Here is a 16,133-nt window from a genome sequence, read left to right as displayed (position 1 = left end):
TCTACCCGTCCGATCCCTTGAGGGGGCTGAGAGCGCCGATTTCGCGCAGTTTCGCGCGCACCGCCCAATCCGCCCCATAGCCGTAGCGCGCCCAGCCGAGGCTGTCCAGCCTGACGGCGTGTGCTTCGGACACGCGGCCGGTGAGCTCGAGCGCCTCGGCGCGCAGCATCTGCATGGTCGCCAGAAGGGCCGCGTTCTCGTGGCGCTCGGCGGTGCCGAGATGCGGGTTGAGCAGGTCGAGCGCGGTCGCGCCATCGCCGCGTGCGAGCGTGTAACCGGCCCGTTGCGCGGCGGTGAAGGCGCGGTGCAGGTCGGTGCCCGGCACGCGCTGATAGAACTGGTCGGCGCGCAGGAACTGATCCTCGGCAAAGCCCGGATCGTCGGCCTGCGCGATGCGGCCCAAGGCAAAATGGCTGAAGGCGCGGCGGTGGTCGGTCCAGCCCAGCCCTTGCGCGATGCGCAGGGCGTCGAGCGCCGCCGTGCGGCGCGCGGGGCCACGGATATCGGGGCCGAGCGCGGTCTGGATCGCCTCGATCCAGGCGCGTGGCGTGGCCTCTGGATATCGCGGCTCGATCCGGTCGCCCGCGGGGTTGAGGCGGCTGAGGATGGCGGGCAGGCGTTCCGCGACCTGCGAAAGCGTCATGCCCGAGCGCAATTCCGGCGCGTAATAGGCGCGCAGGATCAGCATGTCGAAGCCGGTCAGCACCGCATGCACGTTGTCATCGTTGAACACGCTGTCGGTGAGCCGGTAGAGATCGTTGAGCGGCCCGAGCGCCTGTGCCAGTTCCTCGTGCAGGCAGTCGCGGATCTCCTGCGGGCTGGTGTCGTTGGGTACGAAGATCGCGATCCTTTCGCGCCGGGTGATGCGGGTCCAGTCGGTGCCGCGCGCGGAGCGATACTGGCTGAGCCGCGAGATGTTGGGCACCACGAAACAGGCCGCCGTGGGCAGATGGCGGCGGATATCGTCGCGGGTGACGGCCTCGATCGTGATATGCGCCGTGGCGTCGCGCACCAGACGGATCTCGATCCCCGCTTCGCTGCGCAGACGGTGCAGCAACCGGTCGAGATCGGCCATCAGCGAGGGTGGTGGCGCACCGGTCACGCGCAGCAGGATCGGTTCGTCGAACCGGGAGAAATGCGGCAGCCTGCGGCCTGATTCCAGCTCGAAGGCGAGATCGAGAAAGTCGCGGGCAATGTCGCGGTTGGAGCGTTGCGGCGGCGCCGGATTGGGCGTGGAAAAGGCCCGCATGGGCGGCATCACACTTTCCTGCGGCGGCGCGGCGCGCGTGGCGGCGGCATCGCGGCCAGTCTCGCCGGGGGCGCAGGCCCCCAGCAGCAGGCAGATCGGAAGAATGGTGCGGCGCATCAGGCCCCCCGGATTGGAAAGGCCCGCGACCGGTGTGCGGGCTGGGTTGGATGGTTGCGGCCCATCCTGACCTGCATAAGGTGCGACCGGGGCGAAATCGTGGCCGTGCGCGCCTGCGTCAACGCCGCGGTGCTGCGTCTCTGCGCGGCCGGGGCGTGCCCGCATCCGCATCGCTCAGCGCTGCCGTCGGGCCATGAAGGCGAGCCGTTCGAAGAGATGCACGTCCTGCTCGTTCTTGAGCAGCGCGCCGTGCAGTTTCGGCAGCGCATCCGCGCCGTCGCGGCGCAGGTCCTCGGGGGCCAGATCCTCGGCCAGAAGCAGCTTGAGCCAGTCGAGCACCTCGGAGGTGGAGGGCTTTTTCTTCAGGCCCGGCTGATCGCGGATCTCGTAGAACTGGGTGAGTGCTGCGGTGAGCAGCGCCTGCTTGATGCCGGGATGATGCACCTCGACGATGCGGCGCATGGTGTCGGCCTCGGGAAAGCGGATGTAGTGGAAGAAACAGCGCCGCAGGAAGGCGTCGGGCAGTTCCTTTTCGTTGTTCGAAGTGATGATGATGACGGGGCGGTGGCGGGCGCGGATCGTCTCGCCGGTCTCGTAGACATGGAATTCCATGCGGTCGAGTTCCTGCAGCAGATCGTTGGGAAACTCGATATCGGCCTTGTCGATCTCGTCGATCAGCAGCACCACCTTTTCATCTGCGTCGAACGCCTCCCAGAGCTTGCCACGGCGGATGTAGTTGCGCACGTCATGCACGCGTTCCTCGCCCAGCTGGCTGTCGCGCAGCCGACTGACGGCGTCGTATTCATAGAGCCCCTGCTGCGCGCGGGTGGTGGATTTGATGTTCCACTCGATCAGCCGCAGCCCGAGCGCCTGCGCCACCTGCCGGGCCAGTTCGGTCTTGCCTGTTCCGGGCTCTCCCTTGACCAGCAAGGGGCGCTCCAGCGTAACCGCGGCATTGACCGCAACGGTCAGGTCAGCGGTGGCGACATAGGCATCGGTGCCTTCGAATTTCATCGGTTTATCAATCCTTTTCGGGACCGCGCGCAGCGGTGTCGCAGCTAAACTAGTCGGTTCGACAATTCACATCAATGGCATGTGATTGACTAGTGACAATCCGGGCAGGCGCGTGTAGATCACCCGGCAATGGGGCACCCACTGTCTGAGGAGTTCACGATGCCAGACACTGGCCTTGATGAGGGGATCGAGATGAAAGCCGAAGTTTTTCTGCCCGAGGATTACCAGCCGGCCGAAGACGAACCGTTCATGAACGAACGCCAGCTCGAATATTTCCGCCGCAAGCTGATCAAGTGGCGGCTGGAGTTGCTGGAGGGAAGCCGCGAGACAATTGAGGGGCTACAGGATGGCACCCGCGCGATCCCCGATGTGGCCGACCGCGCGAGCGAGGAAACCGACCGCGCGCTGGAATTGCGCACCCGCGACCGTCAGCGCAAGCTGGTCGCCAAGATCGACGCCGCGCTGCGCCGGATCGACCAGGGCGAATACGGATTTTGCGAGAAGACCGGCGAGCCGATCAGCCTCAAGCGGCTGGATGCGCGCCCGATCGCGACGATGACGCTCGAGGCGCAGGAGCGTCACGAGCGGCGCGAGAAGGTTCACCGCGACGAGTGACGGCACCGGAGCGCCGCGACGACACGTTTTGCCAATGATGCGCCGGGGATCACTCTCCGGCGCGTTTTGTCTTGAAAGGGGCGGAATGCAGATCAATGCGCTCAGGATATGCGTGATCGGTGCCGGGATCGGCGGTCTCGCCGTGGCGCGGGCGCTGGCGCTGCGCGGGGCCGATGTCAGCGTGCTCGAACAGGCCCCCGAGATATCCGAGGTCGGCGCGGGCCTGCAGATCAGCCCCAACGGTTTTGCGGTTCTGCGCGCCCTCGGGCTGGACGCCGAATTGCGGGCCCGGGCGGTGCAGGCGCGTGCGGTCAGCCTGCGCGACTATCAAAGGGGCGAAGTGCTGCGGCTCGATCTCGGGGCGCTCGACAGCGGCGATTACTACTTCACCCACCGCGCCGATCTGATCGAGGTGCTTGCCGAGGCCGCGCGCGCGGCGGGCGTGCGCCTCCGCCTTCTGCAAAAGGTCGCGGCGGTCGAGGGCGGCCCGCAGCCGCGCGTGCATCTGGCCAGCGGCGCACAGACCGAGGCCGACCTGGTGATCGGGGCCGATGGTCTGCATTCGGTGGTGCGCCACGCCCTCAACAGCCCTGCGGTGCCGTTCTTTACCCGTCAGGTGGCGTGGCGGGCGATCGTGCCGAACCTCTGGGCGCGCGGCCCCGAGGCGCAGGTCCATATGGGCCCGATGCGCCATGTGGTCAGCTATCCGCTGCGCGGCGGCGACTTGCTCAATCTCGTGGCCGTGCAGGAGCGCGCCGCCTGGACCGAGGAAAGCTGGAGCCAGCGCGACGACCCATTGGCGCTGCGCGCGGCGTTCGGCGATTTCGGGCCGGAGGTGCGCGCCATGCTGGGCGCGGTCGAGGAGGTGCATCTGTGGGGGCTGTTCCGGCATCCGGTGGCGAAGGTCTGGCAGCGCGACGGGCTGGCGCTCCTGGGGGATGCGGCGCATCCGACCTTGCCGTTCATGGCGCAGGGCGCGAGCATGGCGCTCGAGGATGCCTGGGTGCTGGGCGATGCATTGGCCGCAGAGCCGGACCGCGAGGCCGCCCTTGCCGCCTATCAGGCCCGGCGTGAGGGGCGCGCGGCGCGGGTGGTCGCGGCGGCGAGCCGCAATGCGTGGAAATATCACCTGTCCTTCCCGCCGCTGCGATGGGCCGCGCATGCCGCGCTGCGCGCCGGGGGCCGCGTCGCGCCGGACCGGATGATGCGCCAGTTCGACTGGCTTTACGGGCATGACGTGACCCGCGCCGCCTAAGCGGGCGGCTATCGCGGGGGCCTGCGCCCCTGCGCATGGGCGGCTTGCAGCGCGTCGGGATCGTATTCCATGGTGATCCAGTCTTCAAAGCCGATCCCCGTCTGCCTGTGCCGCGCCTCGTAGTGATCGAGAATCACATCGAGAATGCCGGTATGCGACCATCTGAAATGCAGGTATTTCACCCCCAGCATCCGGCGCGCATCACGGACGGTGCGACCCTCGATCACCATAAGATAGATCGCCGCCGCCAGCCCGGCGCGATCCGCGCCCGACTTGCAATGCATCACGAAAGGCCGCTCGATCTCGCGGAAGGCGCGGATCAGCGCCTCGATATCCGCGCGCGGGGCCGGGGCGCGGGCTTGCAGCGGGCAACTGACGAGGTGCAGGCCAAGGCGGCGGCAGCTTTCCTCTTCGACGAGGTAATGCGCCGCCCCGGTGGCCCCGCGCAGGTTGAGGATGCCACGCACGCCCCTGGCCTTGAGCCGGACGAACCGGGCATCGGTGGGCTGGTTCGAGCGGTAGACGCCGGGGGCGACGGGATGGTGATTGCTCCAGACCCCGCGCAGTGCCGCATGATCGAACCACAGGTTGTAGACCCGCGCGCGGCGACGATTCTCTGGGGTCGAGAGATCGGTGTTGTAAAAGGCCCGCTGCCTGCGTTCCCAATCGGCGATCCGTTTGAAAAGGCGCATGGCTTCGGGGCTCTTTCATTTTCCTGTGGCGGGCCGTCTCCGGTCTAGGCAGGTGCAGGCGGAATGACAAGCGGCAGGTGCATTGACGCCGCCCGGCAACGGCGTAAGGTCTGCGCCGACCCGAACAGGAGACCGACCCATATGAGCCTTGCCAGCGGCCGCCCCTATCTTGCCATTCCCGGCCCCTCCGTCATGCCCGAGGAGGTGCTGCGCGCGATGCACCGCTCGGCCCCCAATATCTATGAGGGCGACCTGATCGAGATGACGGCGGGCCTCATCCCCGATCTGCGCTACGTGGCGCGCAGCGAGGGCCATGTGGCGATCTATATCGCCAACGGCCATGGCGCGTGGGAGGCCGCACTGGCCAATGTGATCGCCCCCGGCGAGCGGGTGCTGATCCCCGCGACGGGCCGGTTCGGGCATGGCTGGGGCGAGGTGGCCGAGGGCCAGGGCATTGCCGTGGACATGCTCGATTTCGGCAAGCGCGCGCCGGTCGATCTGAACCGGTTGGAAGAGGCGCTTCGCGCCGACAAGGCACGTGAAATCAAGGCAGTACTGGCCACTCATGTCGATACCTCCACCTCGGTGCGCAACGATATCGCGGGGATGCGCGCGGTGCTTGACGCGGTGGGGCATCCCGCGCTCCTGATGGCCGATTGCATCGCCTCGTTGGCCTGTGACCGCTTCGAGATGGATGCCTGGGGCGTCGATGTGATGGTGGCGGGCAGCCAGAAAGGTCTGATGGTGCCGCCGGGCATGGCTTTCGTGTTCTTTTCCGACAAGGCGGCAAAGGCGCGGCGCGGGATGGAACGGGTCAGCCGCTACTGGGACTGGACCAACCGCGCCGATCCGCAAATGTTCTACCAGTATTTCGGCGGCACGGCACCGACCCACCATCTTTTCGGCCTGCGCGCGGCGCTCGATCTCATTCGGGCCGAGGGGATCGAGGCGATCTGGACCCGGCACGAGACGCTGGCCCGCGCGATCTGGGCGGCCTGCGAAAGGTGGGGCGAAACCGGCCCACTGGAGTTCAACATCGCCGATCCGGATCTGCGCAGCCGGGCAGTGACCGCGCTTCGGATCGGCGCGCCGCATGGCTCGGGTCTGCGGCAATGGGTACAGGACAATGCCGGCGTGACGCTTGGCATCGGTCTGGGCATGGCAGAGCCCGGTGACCCGGCCTGGCACGGGTTTTTCCGGATCGGTCACATGGGGCATGTCAACGCGCATATGATCCTCGGCGCGCTCGGCGCGATCGAGGCCGGTTTGATCGCCCTCGATATCCCGCACGGGACGGGCGGTCTGCAGGCGGCGGCGCGCGTGGTGGCCGGTGATGCCGGGCCGGGCGATTAGGCAACGACGGGAAAGCTCATCGCCATCGCCGTCGCCCGCAAGCTGCTCACCGTCGCCAACGCTGTCTTGCGCGACCAGACCCCCTTCAAGGCCCCCACCTGACAACACAGTTGCCCACCGGGCGGCTCATCTCGTTGATACGAAAGGTCCGCTCAAGGCCGAAACCGCAACGGCCGCCTATACGACCGTTCAGCCCCCGCCTTTTCGTGCGGCGGCGTCTTTGTCGGCCTTGAACTTCTTGATCTTGTCCACCAGCAGCGCCCGCGCCTTGATATTGGCGCGGCGCACGCGCAGGGCCGTGAGAAACGCCTCTTCGGCGGTTTGCGAGGTGGCGCCGAGCACCTTCTGGATATCGGTGACAAGATCCTCGTTGCCGGTGACCTCGATCGCCTTGATCACGTCGCGGGCCAGCTCGTCTGCGAGGTCCTCGGTGATCCCCATGCAACAGCCCCTAGCGCGTGGTTTCGGTCAGGCGGCGCTTGACATAGGTCGAGACCGTGTCGATCATGCCGTCCATGTAAGGGTCGCGGAAAAAGTGGTCGGCGCCTTCGACCTCTTCATGGGTGATGGTGATGCCCTGCTGTTCGTGCAGTTTGCCGACCAGCGACGTGGTATCCGCCGGAGGCGCCACGCGATCATTGCTGCCGTTGATGATCAGACCCGAGGCCGGGCAGGGCGCAAGGAAGCTGAAATCATACATGTTGGCGGGGGGCGAGACCGAAATGAAGCCGGTGATCTCGGGGCGGCGCATCAGAAGCTGCATGCCGATCCACGCCCCGAAGGAAAATCCCGCGACCCAGCAGTGCTTGGAATTGTTGTTCATGGACTGCAGGTAATCGAGCGCCGAGGCGGCATCCGACAATTCGCCCACGCCCTGATCGTATTCGCCCTGAGACCGTCCGACGCCGCGAAAGTTGAAGCGCAGCACGGTGAAGCCCATGTTGTAGAAGGCATAATGCAGGTTGTAGACGACCTTGTTGTTCATCGTGCCGCCGAATTGTGGATGCGGGTGCAGCACGATGGCAATCGGTGCGTCCTTGTCGGCTTGCGGATGGTAGCGGCCTTCGAGACGGCCTTCGGGGCCGGGAAAGATTACCTCGGGCATAGGGTCCCTTTTGTCCTTGTTGCGTGCGGTGGCGAAAATCTTGACGAATTCGCTCGACCACCTTAGAACATTTCTAAATTACGGTCAGCGCCGGACTGGCTCAGTGCGAGATAAGCCCTGCGTCGCGCAAGGTCAATCTGTTCGCGAAGGGAGAGGCCCATGAAACTCAGCACCAAGGGGCGTTACGCGATGGTGGCGCTTGTCGATATCGCGCTGCAGCCCGATGGCGAGGTGGTGACACTGGGCGAGGTGTCGCGGCGGCAGGATATCTCGTTGCCCTATCTCGAACAGCTTTTCGTCAAGCTGCGCCGGGCCGAACTGGTGACCTCTGTGCGTGGTCCGGGCGGCGGTTATCGTCTGGCGCGGCCCGCGACGGAAATCCGCGTCGCCGATGTGCTGGCAGCGGTCGACGAGACGGTGGATGCGCTGCACAAAGGGGCCGGGGCCTCGGGCGGCGCGAGCGGGTCGCGGGCGCAGTCCATGACAAACCGGCTCTGGGAGGGGCTGAGCGCGCAGGTCTATGTGTTCCTGCATCAGACAAGGCTGAGCGATGTGGCGGGCAATTCGCTGGCGCCGTGCCCGGCGGTGCCGCATCTCTTCTCCGTGGTGGACGAGGACTGAGACCTTGGGACAGGTGGGGGCCAGCCCCCACACCCCCGGAGTATTTGACCCATAAAGAAACGGCAGGCATGGACAGGGTTTACCTCGATTACAATGCGACGGCCCCGCTGCGTACGGAGGCGCGCGTGGCGATGATCGGTGCGATGGACCTGCTCGGCAATCCGTCGAGCGTGCATGCCGAGGGGCGGGCGGCCAAGGCGCTGGTCGAGCGGGCGCGTGCACAGGTGGCGGCGGCGTTCGGCGCCGAGGGGGCGGATGTGATCTTTACCTCGGGGGCCACCGAGGGCGCCGCATTGGCCTGTGCCGGGCGGGGCCTGAGCGGGGCAATGATCGAACATGATGCGGTCGGGGCCTGGGTGAGCGAGGATCTGGCGGTCGATGCGGCGGGACGGGTCACGGTGGAAGACCCCGCGCAGTCGGTGCTGCAACTGGCCAATTCCGAGACCGGCGTTATGCAGGACCTGCCCGAGGGGCTGGCGGTGAGTGACATGACGCAGGGCTTTGGCAAGCTGCCGGTGGCCTTCAACTGGTCGGGCGCGCAGATGGCGCTGGTCTCGGCGCATAAGCTGGGCGGGCCGAAGGGTGTGGGCGCGATGGTCATCCGGCGCGGCACCGATCTGGCGGCGCAGATCCGCGGCGGCGGGCAGGAGATGGGCCGCCGCGCGGGCACCGAGAATGTCATCGGTATCGCCGGGTTCGGCGCGGCGGCCGAGGCGGCGGCGCGCGATCTGGCGGTGGGGGTCTGGGGCCGGGTCGAAAAACTTAGAAACATTCTAGAATCAACTATTGCAGCGACCGCGAATGAGACTATTTTTGTCGGGAAAGCCGCGCCGCGCCTGACCAACACGAGTTGTTTCATAACGCCGGGCTGGAAGGGCGAGACACAGGTGATGGCGATGGACCTCGCCGGGTTTGCCATATCCGCAGGCAGCGCCTGTTCGAGCGGCAAGGTCAGGGCGAGCCGGGTGTTGCGCGCCATGGGCTATGACGAGGCGCAGGCCAGTTGCGCGATCCGTGTCTCACTGGGGCCGGATGTGACGGAAGACGAGATCATGCGCTTTGCCGAGAGCTGGCTGACGCGCTGGACGAAACATCAGGCCCGCAAGGTCTGAGAGGAAGGGAGAAAGCCGATGGTTGCTTTGGACGAGACCCAGGTCAAGGAAGGCGTCGATCAGGAGACCGTCGATGCGGTGCGGCAGGTGGGTGGTGCCTACAAACACGGCTGGAACACCGATATCGAGATGGATTACGCGCCACTGGGCCTCAACGAGGACATCGTGCGGCTGATCTCGTCGAAGAACGAAGAGCCCGAATGGATGACCGAGTGGCGGCTGGCCGCCTATCGCCGCTGGCTGGAGAAGAAAGAGCCTGACTGGGCGATGGTGGATTACCCCAAGATCGACTTTCAGTCGCAATATTACTACGCGCGCCCGAAGAGCATGGCCGAGAAGCCCAAATCGCTGGATGATGTCGATCCCAAGCTGCTGGAGACCTATGCCAAGCTTGGAATTCCGCTGAAGGAGCAGATGATCCTTGCCGGGGTCGAGGGGGCCGAGGACGCGCCCGCCGAGGGCCGCAAGGTGGCCGTGGATGCGGTGTTCGACTCGGTGTCTGTCGGCACCACCTTTCAGGCCGAATTGCGCAAGGCCGGGGTGATCTTCTGCTCGATCTCCGAGGCGATCAAGGAGCATCCCGAACTGGTGAAGAAATATCTCGGGAGCGTCGTGCCGGTCTCGGACAATTTCTATGCCACGCTGAATTCGGCGGTGTTTTCCGACGGGTCGTTCGTCTATGTGCCGCCGGGTGTGCGCTGCCCGATGGAGCTGAGCACCTATTTCCGGATCAATGCCGAGAATACCGGGCAGTTCGAGCGGACACTGATCATCGCCGACAAGGGGTCGTATGTGAGCTACCTTGAAGGCTGCACCGCGCCGCAGCGCGACGAGAGCCAATTGCATGCCGCCGTGGTCGAGATCATCATCGAGGAAGATGCCGAGGTGAAATATTCCACCGTGCAGAATTGGTATCCGGGCGACGAGAACGGCAAGGGGGGGATCTACAATTTCGTCACCAAGCGCGCCGATTGCCGGGGCGACCGCGCCAAATGCATGTGGACGCAGGTCGAGACTGGCTCTGCCGTGACCTGGAAATATCCCTCCTGCATCCTGCGCGGCGACGAGAGCCAGGGCGAGTTCTATTCCATCGCCATCGCCAACAACTGGCAGCAGGCCGATACCGGCACCAAGATGATCCATCTTGGCAAGAATACCCGCTCGCGCATCGTCTCCAAGGGGATCAGCGCGGGCCATGCGCAGAACACCTATCGCGGGCTGGTGTCGATGCACCCCAAGGCCAAGAATTCGCGTAACTACACGCAATGCGACAGTCTGCTGATCGGCGATACATGCGGGGCGCATACGGTGCCTTATATCGAGGTCAAGAACAACTCGAGCCGCGTGGAGCATGAGGCGACCACCTCCAAGGTTGATGACGACCAGATGTTCTACTGCCGCTCGCGCGGGATGGACGAGGAAGAAGCGGTCGCCCTCGTGGTCAACGGGTTCTGCCGCGACGTGTTGCAGGCCCTGCCGATGGAATTTGCCATGGAAGCGCAGCAGCTTGTGGCGATCTCGTTGGAAGGGTCGGTCGGCTGATGACCGGGCAGGGTGCCATCAACGGCCCGAAGCGGCTTGCCATTGCGTGGCTCACGCGCTTTCCGCCGCCGCTGCGGCAGGAGGGGCGGCGGCTTGGCCTGTTGATCCTGGGCCATTTCACGATCTTCCTGCTGGCGCTTGGCCATGACGAGATTGTCGCCGAATGCGTGCAGAACGGGATCATCGCTGCGGGGCGGGCCGAAACGGTCGAACTGATGGTCGGGCTCTTGCTGTTCCTGTGCTGGAGTGTGCTGACGATCGCGATGGTGCGCCTGATTGATCGCGCACGCGCCGGTGTGCAGGGCTGAGATGCGTCAGGCGGAGGCGATCACCCGGCCCGAGTTGACCCTGCCCGAGGCGGAGGCGGCCCATCTGCGCGAGATCTACGCGGGGGCGGGGGTGATCCTCGAATACGGTTCCGGCGGGTCTACAGTGGTGGCCGCCGAGATGCCGGGCAAGACGGTAGTCTCGGTCGAGAGCGATCATGACTGGGTGCAGATGATGCGCGACTGGTTCGCGCAATCCCCGCCCGCCGACGGCACCCGCGTCGATGTGATCTGGTCCGATATAGGGCCGACCAAAGCGTGGGGCTTTCCGACGGACCAAAGCGGCTGGTCTCGCTATGCGCAGTATCCGCTGGCGGTCTGGGATCTGGACACGTTGAGGCAACCCGACGTGGTGCTGGTCGATGGGCGGTTTCGTGTCGGCTGTGCGATGGCTGCGGCGCTGCGCACGACGCGGCCGGTGACGCTGCTGTTTGACGACTATGTGCCGCGCAAGCAGTATCACCGGATCGAGCAATACATCGGAGCACCGCGCCGGGTGATCGGGCGAATGGCCGAATTCGAGGTGATGCCCATGGCCCTGCGGCCCGAGACGCTATTGACGACGATCGAGATGATGCAGCGGCCATGACGCTGCGAGGACACTAGGAAGGACATAAGAAAATGTTGGATATCAAGAGCCTGCACGTCGATCTTGAAGACGAGGACAAGACCATCCTGAAAGGTGTCGACCTGACCGTCGAGGCCGGCAAGGTGCATGCGATCATGGGGCCCAACGGCTCTGGCAAATCGACGCTGAGCTATGTGTTGTCAGGGCGTGACGGCTACAAGGTTACGCAGGGGTCGGCCACGCTCGATGGTGTGGATCTGCTCGACCTCGAGCCGGAAGAGCGCGCGGCTGAGGGGCTGTTTCTGGCGTTTCAATATCCTGTCGAGATTCCCGGTGTGGGCAACATGACCTTTCTGCGCACGGCGGTGAATGCGCAGCGCAAGGCGCGGGGCGAAGAGGAGATGAGCGCCACAGATTTTCTCAAGCTTGTGCGCGAGAAGGCCAAGACGCTGAAAATCGACGCCGATATGCTCAAGCGGCCGGTGAATGTGGGCTTTTCGGGCGGTGAGAAGAAGCGCAACGAGATCCTGCAGATGGCCATGCTGGAGCCCAAGATGTGCATTCTCGACGAGACCGATTCGGGCCTCGACGTGGATGCGATGAAGCTGGTGGCCGATGGTGTGAACGCGCTGCGCGACGAGGGGCGCGGGTTTCTGGTGATCACGCATTATCAGCGCCTGCTGGATCACATCAAGCCGGACGTGGTGCATATCATGTCCGAGGGGCGGATCATCAAAACGGGCGGACCGGAACTGGCGCTCGAAGTCGAGCAGAACGGCTATGAATTCCTGAAAGCGGAGGTGGCGTGATGGCGGTGCCGCAGGCAAGGCAGAGCGTGACCGAGGCGCGTCTGGCGGGGGTGAGCCTGCCCGAGGGGGCGGGCTGGATCACCGCCGCGCGCGAGGCGGCGCTGGCGCGGGTGCGGGCCATGGGCCTGCCCGAGCGGCGGCATGAGTACTGGAAATTCACCCGGCCCGACAGCCTGACCGCACCTGACGCGCCGCAGGCCGCGTTGCATGACGCATCGGACGAGCCGGAGATGTTCGGTGACGTGGACCGGCTCCGCCTCGTGTTCGTCGATGGCGTGTTCGACCCGGAGGCCAGCGACGATCTGGCGCTGGAGGCGGTTCGGATAGAACGGCTGAGCGAGGCCGGGCAGCGCGATATCCACTGGGCGCGCGATCTTTACGGGGTGCTTGAGGAACGCGGGCAGAGCCCGGTGCCCCGCACGCTGGCCGCGCTCAACACAGCGCTGGCACGCGACGGGATGCTGATCCATGTCACGGGCAAGGCAGCCAAGCCGATCAATCTGGTTTATGTCCATAAATCAATATCTTCCGATGCGATCTTGCATCACCTTGTCAAGCTCGATCCGGGCGCGGATCTGACCGTGCTGGAGAACGGCCCGGCGGCGGCGCGGTTCAACAAGGTGATGGAGGTCGAGGTTGGCGACGGCGCCACCTTCCACCATGTGCGCACGCAGGGGCGCGACCACGAGCGGCGCGCGGCGACGCATGTCTTTGCCCGGCTGGGCGCGGAGAGCGTGTTCAAATCCTTTACCATGACCGCCAATGGCGTGATGACACGCAATGAATGCGTGATCGAGTTCTGCGGCGATGATGCCACCGCGCATGTGGCGGGTGCCGCCATGGGCGACGGCGATTTCCACGGCGACGATACGGTGTTCGTCACCCATGACGCGCTGCGCTGCGAGAGTCGGCAGGTGTTCAAGAAGGTGCTGCGCAACGGCGCGACGGGCGTGTTTCAGGGCAAGATCCTGGTGAAATCCGGCGCGCAGAAGACCGATGGCTACCAGATCAGCCAGGCGCTTCTGCTGGACGACGACAGCCAGTTCCTCGCCAAGCCGGAGTTGGAGATCTACGCCGATGACGTGGTCTGTTCGCATGGCTCTACCTCGGGCGCGATCGACGAGGATGCGCTCTATTACCTGCGCTCGCGTGGCATCCCCAAGCCGATTGCGACGGATCTGTTGACGCTGTCCTTCCTGGCCGAAGCGGTCGAGGAGATCGAGGACGAAGGCCTGCGCGAGGAGATCACCACGCGGCTGGCGGGCTGGCTGGAGCGGCGGCGCAGCTGATGCCGGTCACGCGCGACATTGTCGCCACCTATCGCGGACCGCGCCGGGTGGTGCGGCGCCTGCTGGAGATGGGCGAGCGCGAAGATCGCGCGTTGGTGATGCTGGTTGCGGCCTGCATGGTGGTGTTTGTCGCGCAATGGCCGCGTCTGGCGCGAGAGGCGCATCTGACCGGGCAGGATCTCAACCCGCTTCTGGGCGGCACGCTGATGGCGTGGCTGTTTATCGCGCCGCTTCTGCTCTATGCGATTGCGCTGATCAGCCACGGGATCGCGCGGCTGATCGGCGGGCGCGGCACCGGGTATGGCGCGCGGCTGGCGCTCTTCTGGGCATTTCTGGCGGCAAGCCCGCTGATCCTGCTGCACGGGCTGGTGGCCGGTTTCATCGGGCCGGGGCCGGGGTTGCAGGGAGTCGGGCTGATCTGGTGTGGTGTTTTCGGCTGGTTCTGGCTATCCGGTCTGCGAGAGGCGGAATGGAGCAGCGCATGACAAGCGATCACGTCAAGGATCTGGTGCGGCAGACGCTGTTTCAGCCGCAGAAGGCGGCGCGCGCGCTGATCGGGATGCGGCTGCCGGGGCAGTGGTTGTGGATGGCGCTTGCGCTGATGTCGATCCTCAATTCCATCGTCTATTCGCTGTCGCTGCAACTGAGCCCGCCTGCCGATCCGTCGGTGGCGCTGATGCCGCCCGCGTTTCACTCGCCGATCCTGTTCGCGGTTTTCCTGTTCGGGGCCTTGGCGATCACGGTGATCGCGCTCCATTACGTGGGGCAGGGTCTGGGCGGTGCGCCCGGATCGATGAACGATATACTCGTCCTGCTGACGTGGTTGCAGGTGTTGCGACTGATGGTGCAACTCGCGGTGCTGGTTCTGGTATTCGTGACCCCGGTTCTGGGCGCGCTGGTGGTGATGGTCGCGGCGGTATGGGGCATTTATATATTGATTAGCTTTGTCGATGCCGCGCATCGGTTCGGCAACATGTTCAAGGCGGCGGGGGTGATCCTTTTGTCGCTGGTGGCGATGGTGATCGGGCTGAGTGCGTTTCTCAGCCTCGTCGGTGTCGTCGTGATGGGAGGGGGCTGAGATGCTCAATGTCGAAAAAATCCGCGCCGATTTTCCGATTCTCGCACGAGACGTGAACGGCAAGCCGTTGGTTTATCTCGATAACGGGGCCTCGGCACAAAAGCCGCAAGTGGTGATCGACGCGATCACCACGGCCTATGCCCATGAATATGCCAATGTGCACCGCGGGTTGCATTACCTGAGCAACCTTGCCACCGAGAAATACGAGGGCGTGCGCGGCATCATCGCGCGATTCCTTGGCGTGGCGGATGAGGATCAGATCGTGCTCAATTCCGGCACCACCGAGGGGATCAACATGGTTGCCTATGGCTGGGCCATGCCGCGGATGGAGGCGGGCGACGAGATCCTGCTGTCGGTGATGGAGCATCACGCCAATATCGTGCCCTGGCATTTCCTGCGCGAGCGGCAGGGCGTGGCGCTGAAATGGGTGGATGTGGATTCGCGCGGCTATCTCGACCCGCAAAAGATCATCGACGCCATCACGCCCAAGACCAAGCTGATCGCAATCACACATCTTTCCAATGTGTTGGGCACCAAGGTTGACGTGAAGGCGATTTGCGATGCGGCCCGTGAAAAAGGCGTGCCGGTGCTCGTGGACGGCTCTCAGGCGGCGGTGCATATGCCGGTCAATGTCGACGATCTGGGCTGCGATTTCTACGCCATCACCGGGCACAAGCTTTATGGTCCGTCGGGTTCCGGCGCGATCTTCGTGCGACGCGAGCGGCTCGCCGAGATGCGGCCCTTCATGGGGGGCGGCGACATGATCCGCGAGGTCAGCAAGGAGACGGTGACCTATAACGACCCGCCTATGAAATTCGAGGCCGGCACGCCGGGCATTGTGCAGACCATCGGTCTTGGCGTGGCGCTCGACTACATGATGGGCGTCGGAATGGAGGATATCGCGCGGCACGAGGACGATCTGTGCCACTACGCGCAGGAACGTCTTGCGGGGCTCAACTGGCTGAGCGTGCAGGGCACCACGCCCAACAAGGCGGCGATTTTCTCGTTCACCATGGACGGGGCGGCGCATGCGCATGACATCTCGACCATCCTCGACAAGAAGGGGGTGGCGGTGCGTGCCGGGCATCATTGCGCCGGGCCTCTGATGGACCATCTCGGGCTGACCGCCACCTGCCGCGCGTCCTTTGCGATGTACAACACCCGCGCCGAGGTCGATGCGCTGATTGACGCGCTCGAACTGGCGCACGATCTTTTCGCCTGATTTTGCGATTGCGGGACAGACCGCGTCCCGCTATACCGCGCGTAAACGGATCCATAGCCGAGCCGGATGGAGCGCTATCCTCAGACGGCTGAAGGCAAGGGCCCGTTTCGTAAAGACGAGTGAAATCAACTGTTTCGGATCGGTAGTTTGCGGGACTGCCGATGTT

The 16,133-nt window shown here is 64.8% G+C and carries 18 protein-coding genes; 13 read left to right on the top strand and 5 right to left on the bottom strand.

Going from position 1 to position 16,133, the window contains the following annotated elements:
- Position 1: 1 nt before the first annotated feature.
- Positions 2-1,366 carry a DUF2927 domain-containing protein gene (locus tag ACSSV4_RS15875; protein WP_454276070.1) on the bottom strand — a complete coding sequence of 455 codons (1,365 nt, stop codon included), beginning with the start codon at positions 1,364-1,366 and terminating at the stop codon, positions 2-4.
- A gap of 174 nt (positions 1,367-1,540) precedes the next feature.
- On the bottom strand, positions 1,541-2,380 hold the full coding sequence (locus ACSSV4_RS15870) for an AAA family ATPase (RefSeq protein WP_454276069.1): 840 nt from the start codon (positions 2,378-2,380) through the stop codon (positions 1,541-1,543).
- Positions 2,381-2,539: 159 nt separating this feature from the next.
- Between ACSSV4_RS15870 and dksA the strand changes: the two genes are divergently transcribed.
- Positions 2,540-2,995 (top strand): RNA polymerase-binding protein DksA, encoded by a 456-nt coding sequence (dksA, locus tag ACSSV4_RS15865; RefSeq protein ID WP_454276068.1) that lies wholly within the window; start codon positions 2,540-2,542, stop codon positions 2,993-2,995.
- Between the two features lie 85 nt (positions 2,996-3,080).
- The gene (locus tag ACSSV4_RS15860) at positions 3,081-4,250 is read left to right on the top strand and encodes an FAD-dependent oxidoreductase (RefSeq protein WP_454276067.1); all 1,170 of its coding nucleotides are present in this window, start codon (positions 3,081-3,083) and stop codon (positions 4,248-4,250) included.
- Between the two features lie 8 nt (positions 4,251-4,258).
- Here ACSSV4_RS15860 and ACSSV4_RS15855 read toward each other — a convergent pair whose 3' ends face one another.
- A complete protein-coding gene (locus ACSSV4_RS15855) occupies positions 4,259-4,942 on the bottom strand; it encodes a fused DSP-PTPase phosphatase/NAD kinase-like protein (protein WP_454276066.1) in 684 nt (227 codons plus the stop codon).
- Positions 4,943-5,083: 141 nt separating this feature from the next.
- Here ACSSV4_RS15855 and ACSSV4_RS15850 point away from each other — a divergent pair, with 141 nt between their 5' ends.
- A complete protein-coding gene (locus tag ACSSV4_RS15850; RefSeq protein WP_454276065.1) occupies positions 5,084-6,295 on the top strand; it encodes a pyridoxal-phosphate-dependent aminotransferase family protein in 1,212 nt (403 codons plus the stop codon).
- Positions 6,296-6,484: 189 nt separating this feature from the next.
- Here the strand turns inward: ACSSV4_RS15850 and ACSSV4_RS15845 are convergent, their stop codons facing one another.
- Together ACSSV4_RS15845 and ACSSV4_RS15840 are read right to left on the bottom strand one after the other, a co-directional pair.
- The gene (locus ACSSV4_RS15845; RefSeq protein ID WP_454276064.1) at positions 6,485-6,736 is read right to left on the bottom strand and encodes a hypothetical protein; all 252 of its coding nucleotides are present in this window, start codon (positions 6,734-6,736) and stop codon (positions 6,485-6,487) included.
- Positions 6,737-6,746: 10 nt separating this feature from the next.
- Entirely contained in the window at positions 6,747-7,400 is a 654-nt protein-coding gene (locus ACSSV4_RS15840; protein WP_454276063.1) for an alpha/beta hydrolase, read from the bottom strand.
- Positions 7,401-7,559: 159 nt separating this feature from the next.
- Here ACSSV4_RS15840 and iscR point away from each other — a divergent pair, with 159 nt between their 5' ends.
- The 10 genes from iscR to ACSSV4_RS15790 all read left to right on the top strand — a co-directional run bounded on the left by iscR (position 7,560) and on the right by ACSSV4_RS15790 (position 15,967).
- Positions 7,560-8,021 (top strand): Fe-S cluster assembly transcriptional regulator IscR, encoded by a 462-nt coding sequence (gene iscR, locus ACSSV4_RS15835; RefSeq protein ID WP_454276062.1) that lies wholly within the window; start codon positions 7,560-7,562, stop codon positions 8,019-8,021.
- A gap of 68 nt (positions 8,022-8,089) precedes the next feature.
- Positions 8,090-9,133, top strand: coding sequence for a cysteine desulfurase family protein (locus ACSSV4_RS15830; RefSeq protein WP_454276061.1), 1,044 nt, complete (start codon positions 8,090-8,092; stop codon positions 9,131-9,133).
- 18 nt (positions 9,134-9,151) lie between these two features.
- Positions 9,152-10,675, top strand: coding sequence for a Fe-S cluster assembly protein SufB (gene sufB / locus ACSSV4_RS15825; protein ID WP_454276060.1), 1,524 nt, complete (start codon positions 9,152-9,154; stop codon positions 10,673-10,675).
- A complete protein-coding gene (locus ACSSV4_RS15820; RefSeq protein WP_454276059.1) occupies positions 10,675-10,983 on the top strand; it encodes a hypothetical protein in 309 nt (102 codons plus the stop codon). The genes sufB and ACSSV4_RS15820 overlap by 1 nt, the downstream gene beginning before the upstream one ends.
- 1 nt (position 10,984) lies before the next feature.
- Positions 10,985-11,590 (top strand): hypothetical protein, encoded by a 606-nt coding sequence (locus ACSSV4_RS15815; RefSeq protein ID WP_454276058.1) that lies wholly within the window; start codon positions 10,985-10,987, stop codon positions 11,588-11,590.
- Between the two features lie 32 nt (positions 11,591-11,622).
- Positions 11,623-12,378, top strand: a complete 756-nt coding sequence (gene sufC / locus ACSSV4_RS15810; protein WP_454276057.1) for a Fe-S cluster assembly ATPase SufC — start codon at positions 11,623-11,625, stop codon at positions 12,376-12,378.
- On the top strand, positions 12,378-13,667 hold the full coding sequence (gene sufD, locus ACSSV4_RS15805; RefSeq protein ID WP_454276056.1) for a Fe-S cluster assembly protein SufD: 1,290 nt from the start codon (positions 12,378-12,380) through the stop codon (positions 13,665-13,667). Before sufC ends, sufD begins: the two co-directional genes overlap by 1 nt.
- Positions 13,667-14,152, top strand: coding sequence for a YIP1 family protein (locus ACSSV4_RS15800; RefSeq protein ID WP_454276055.1), 486 nt, complete (start codon positions 13,667-13,669; stop codon positions 14,150-14,152). The genes sufD and ACSSV4_RS15800 overlap by 1 nt, the downstream gene beginning before the upstream one ends.
- Positions 14,149-14,745 (top strand): Yip1 family protein, encoded by a 597-nt coding sequence (locus ACSSV4_RS15795; protein WP_454276054.1) that lies wholly within the window; start codon positions 14,149-14,151, stop codon positions 14,743-14,745. Before ACSSV4_RS15800 ends, ACSSV4_RS15795 begins: the two co-directional genes overlap by 4 nt.
- 1 nt (position 14,746) lies before the next feature.
- Positions 14,747-15,967: a cysteine desulfurase gene (locus ACSSV4_RS15790; RefSeq protein WP_454276053.1), complete on the top strand. Its 1,221-nt coding sequence runs from the start codon at positions 14,747-14,749 to the stop codon at positions 15,965-15,967.
- The last annotated feature ends 166 nt before the right edge of the window (positions 15,968-16,133 follow it).

This window comes from Roseovarius sp. MBR-154, assembly GCF_053628595.1.
The sequence above is the reverse complement of the archived record's forward strand: the minus strand, read 5'-3'. Positions and strand labels throughout refer to the sequence as shown.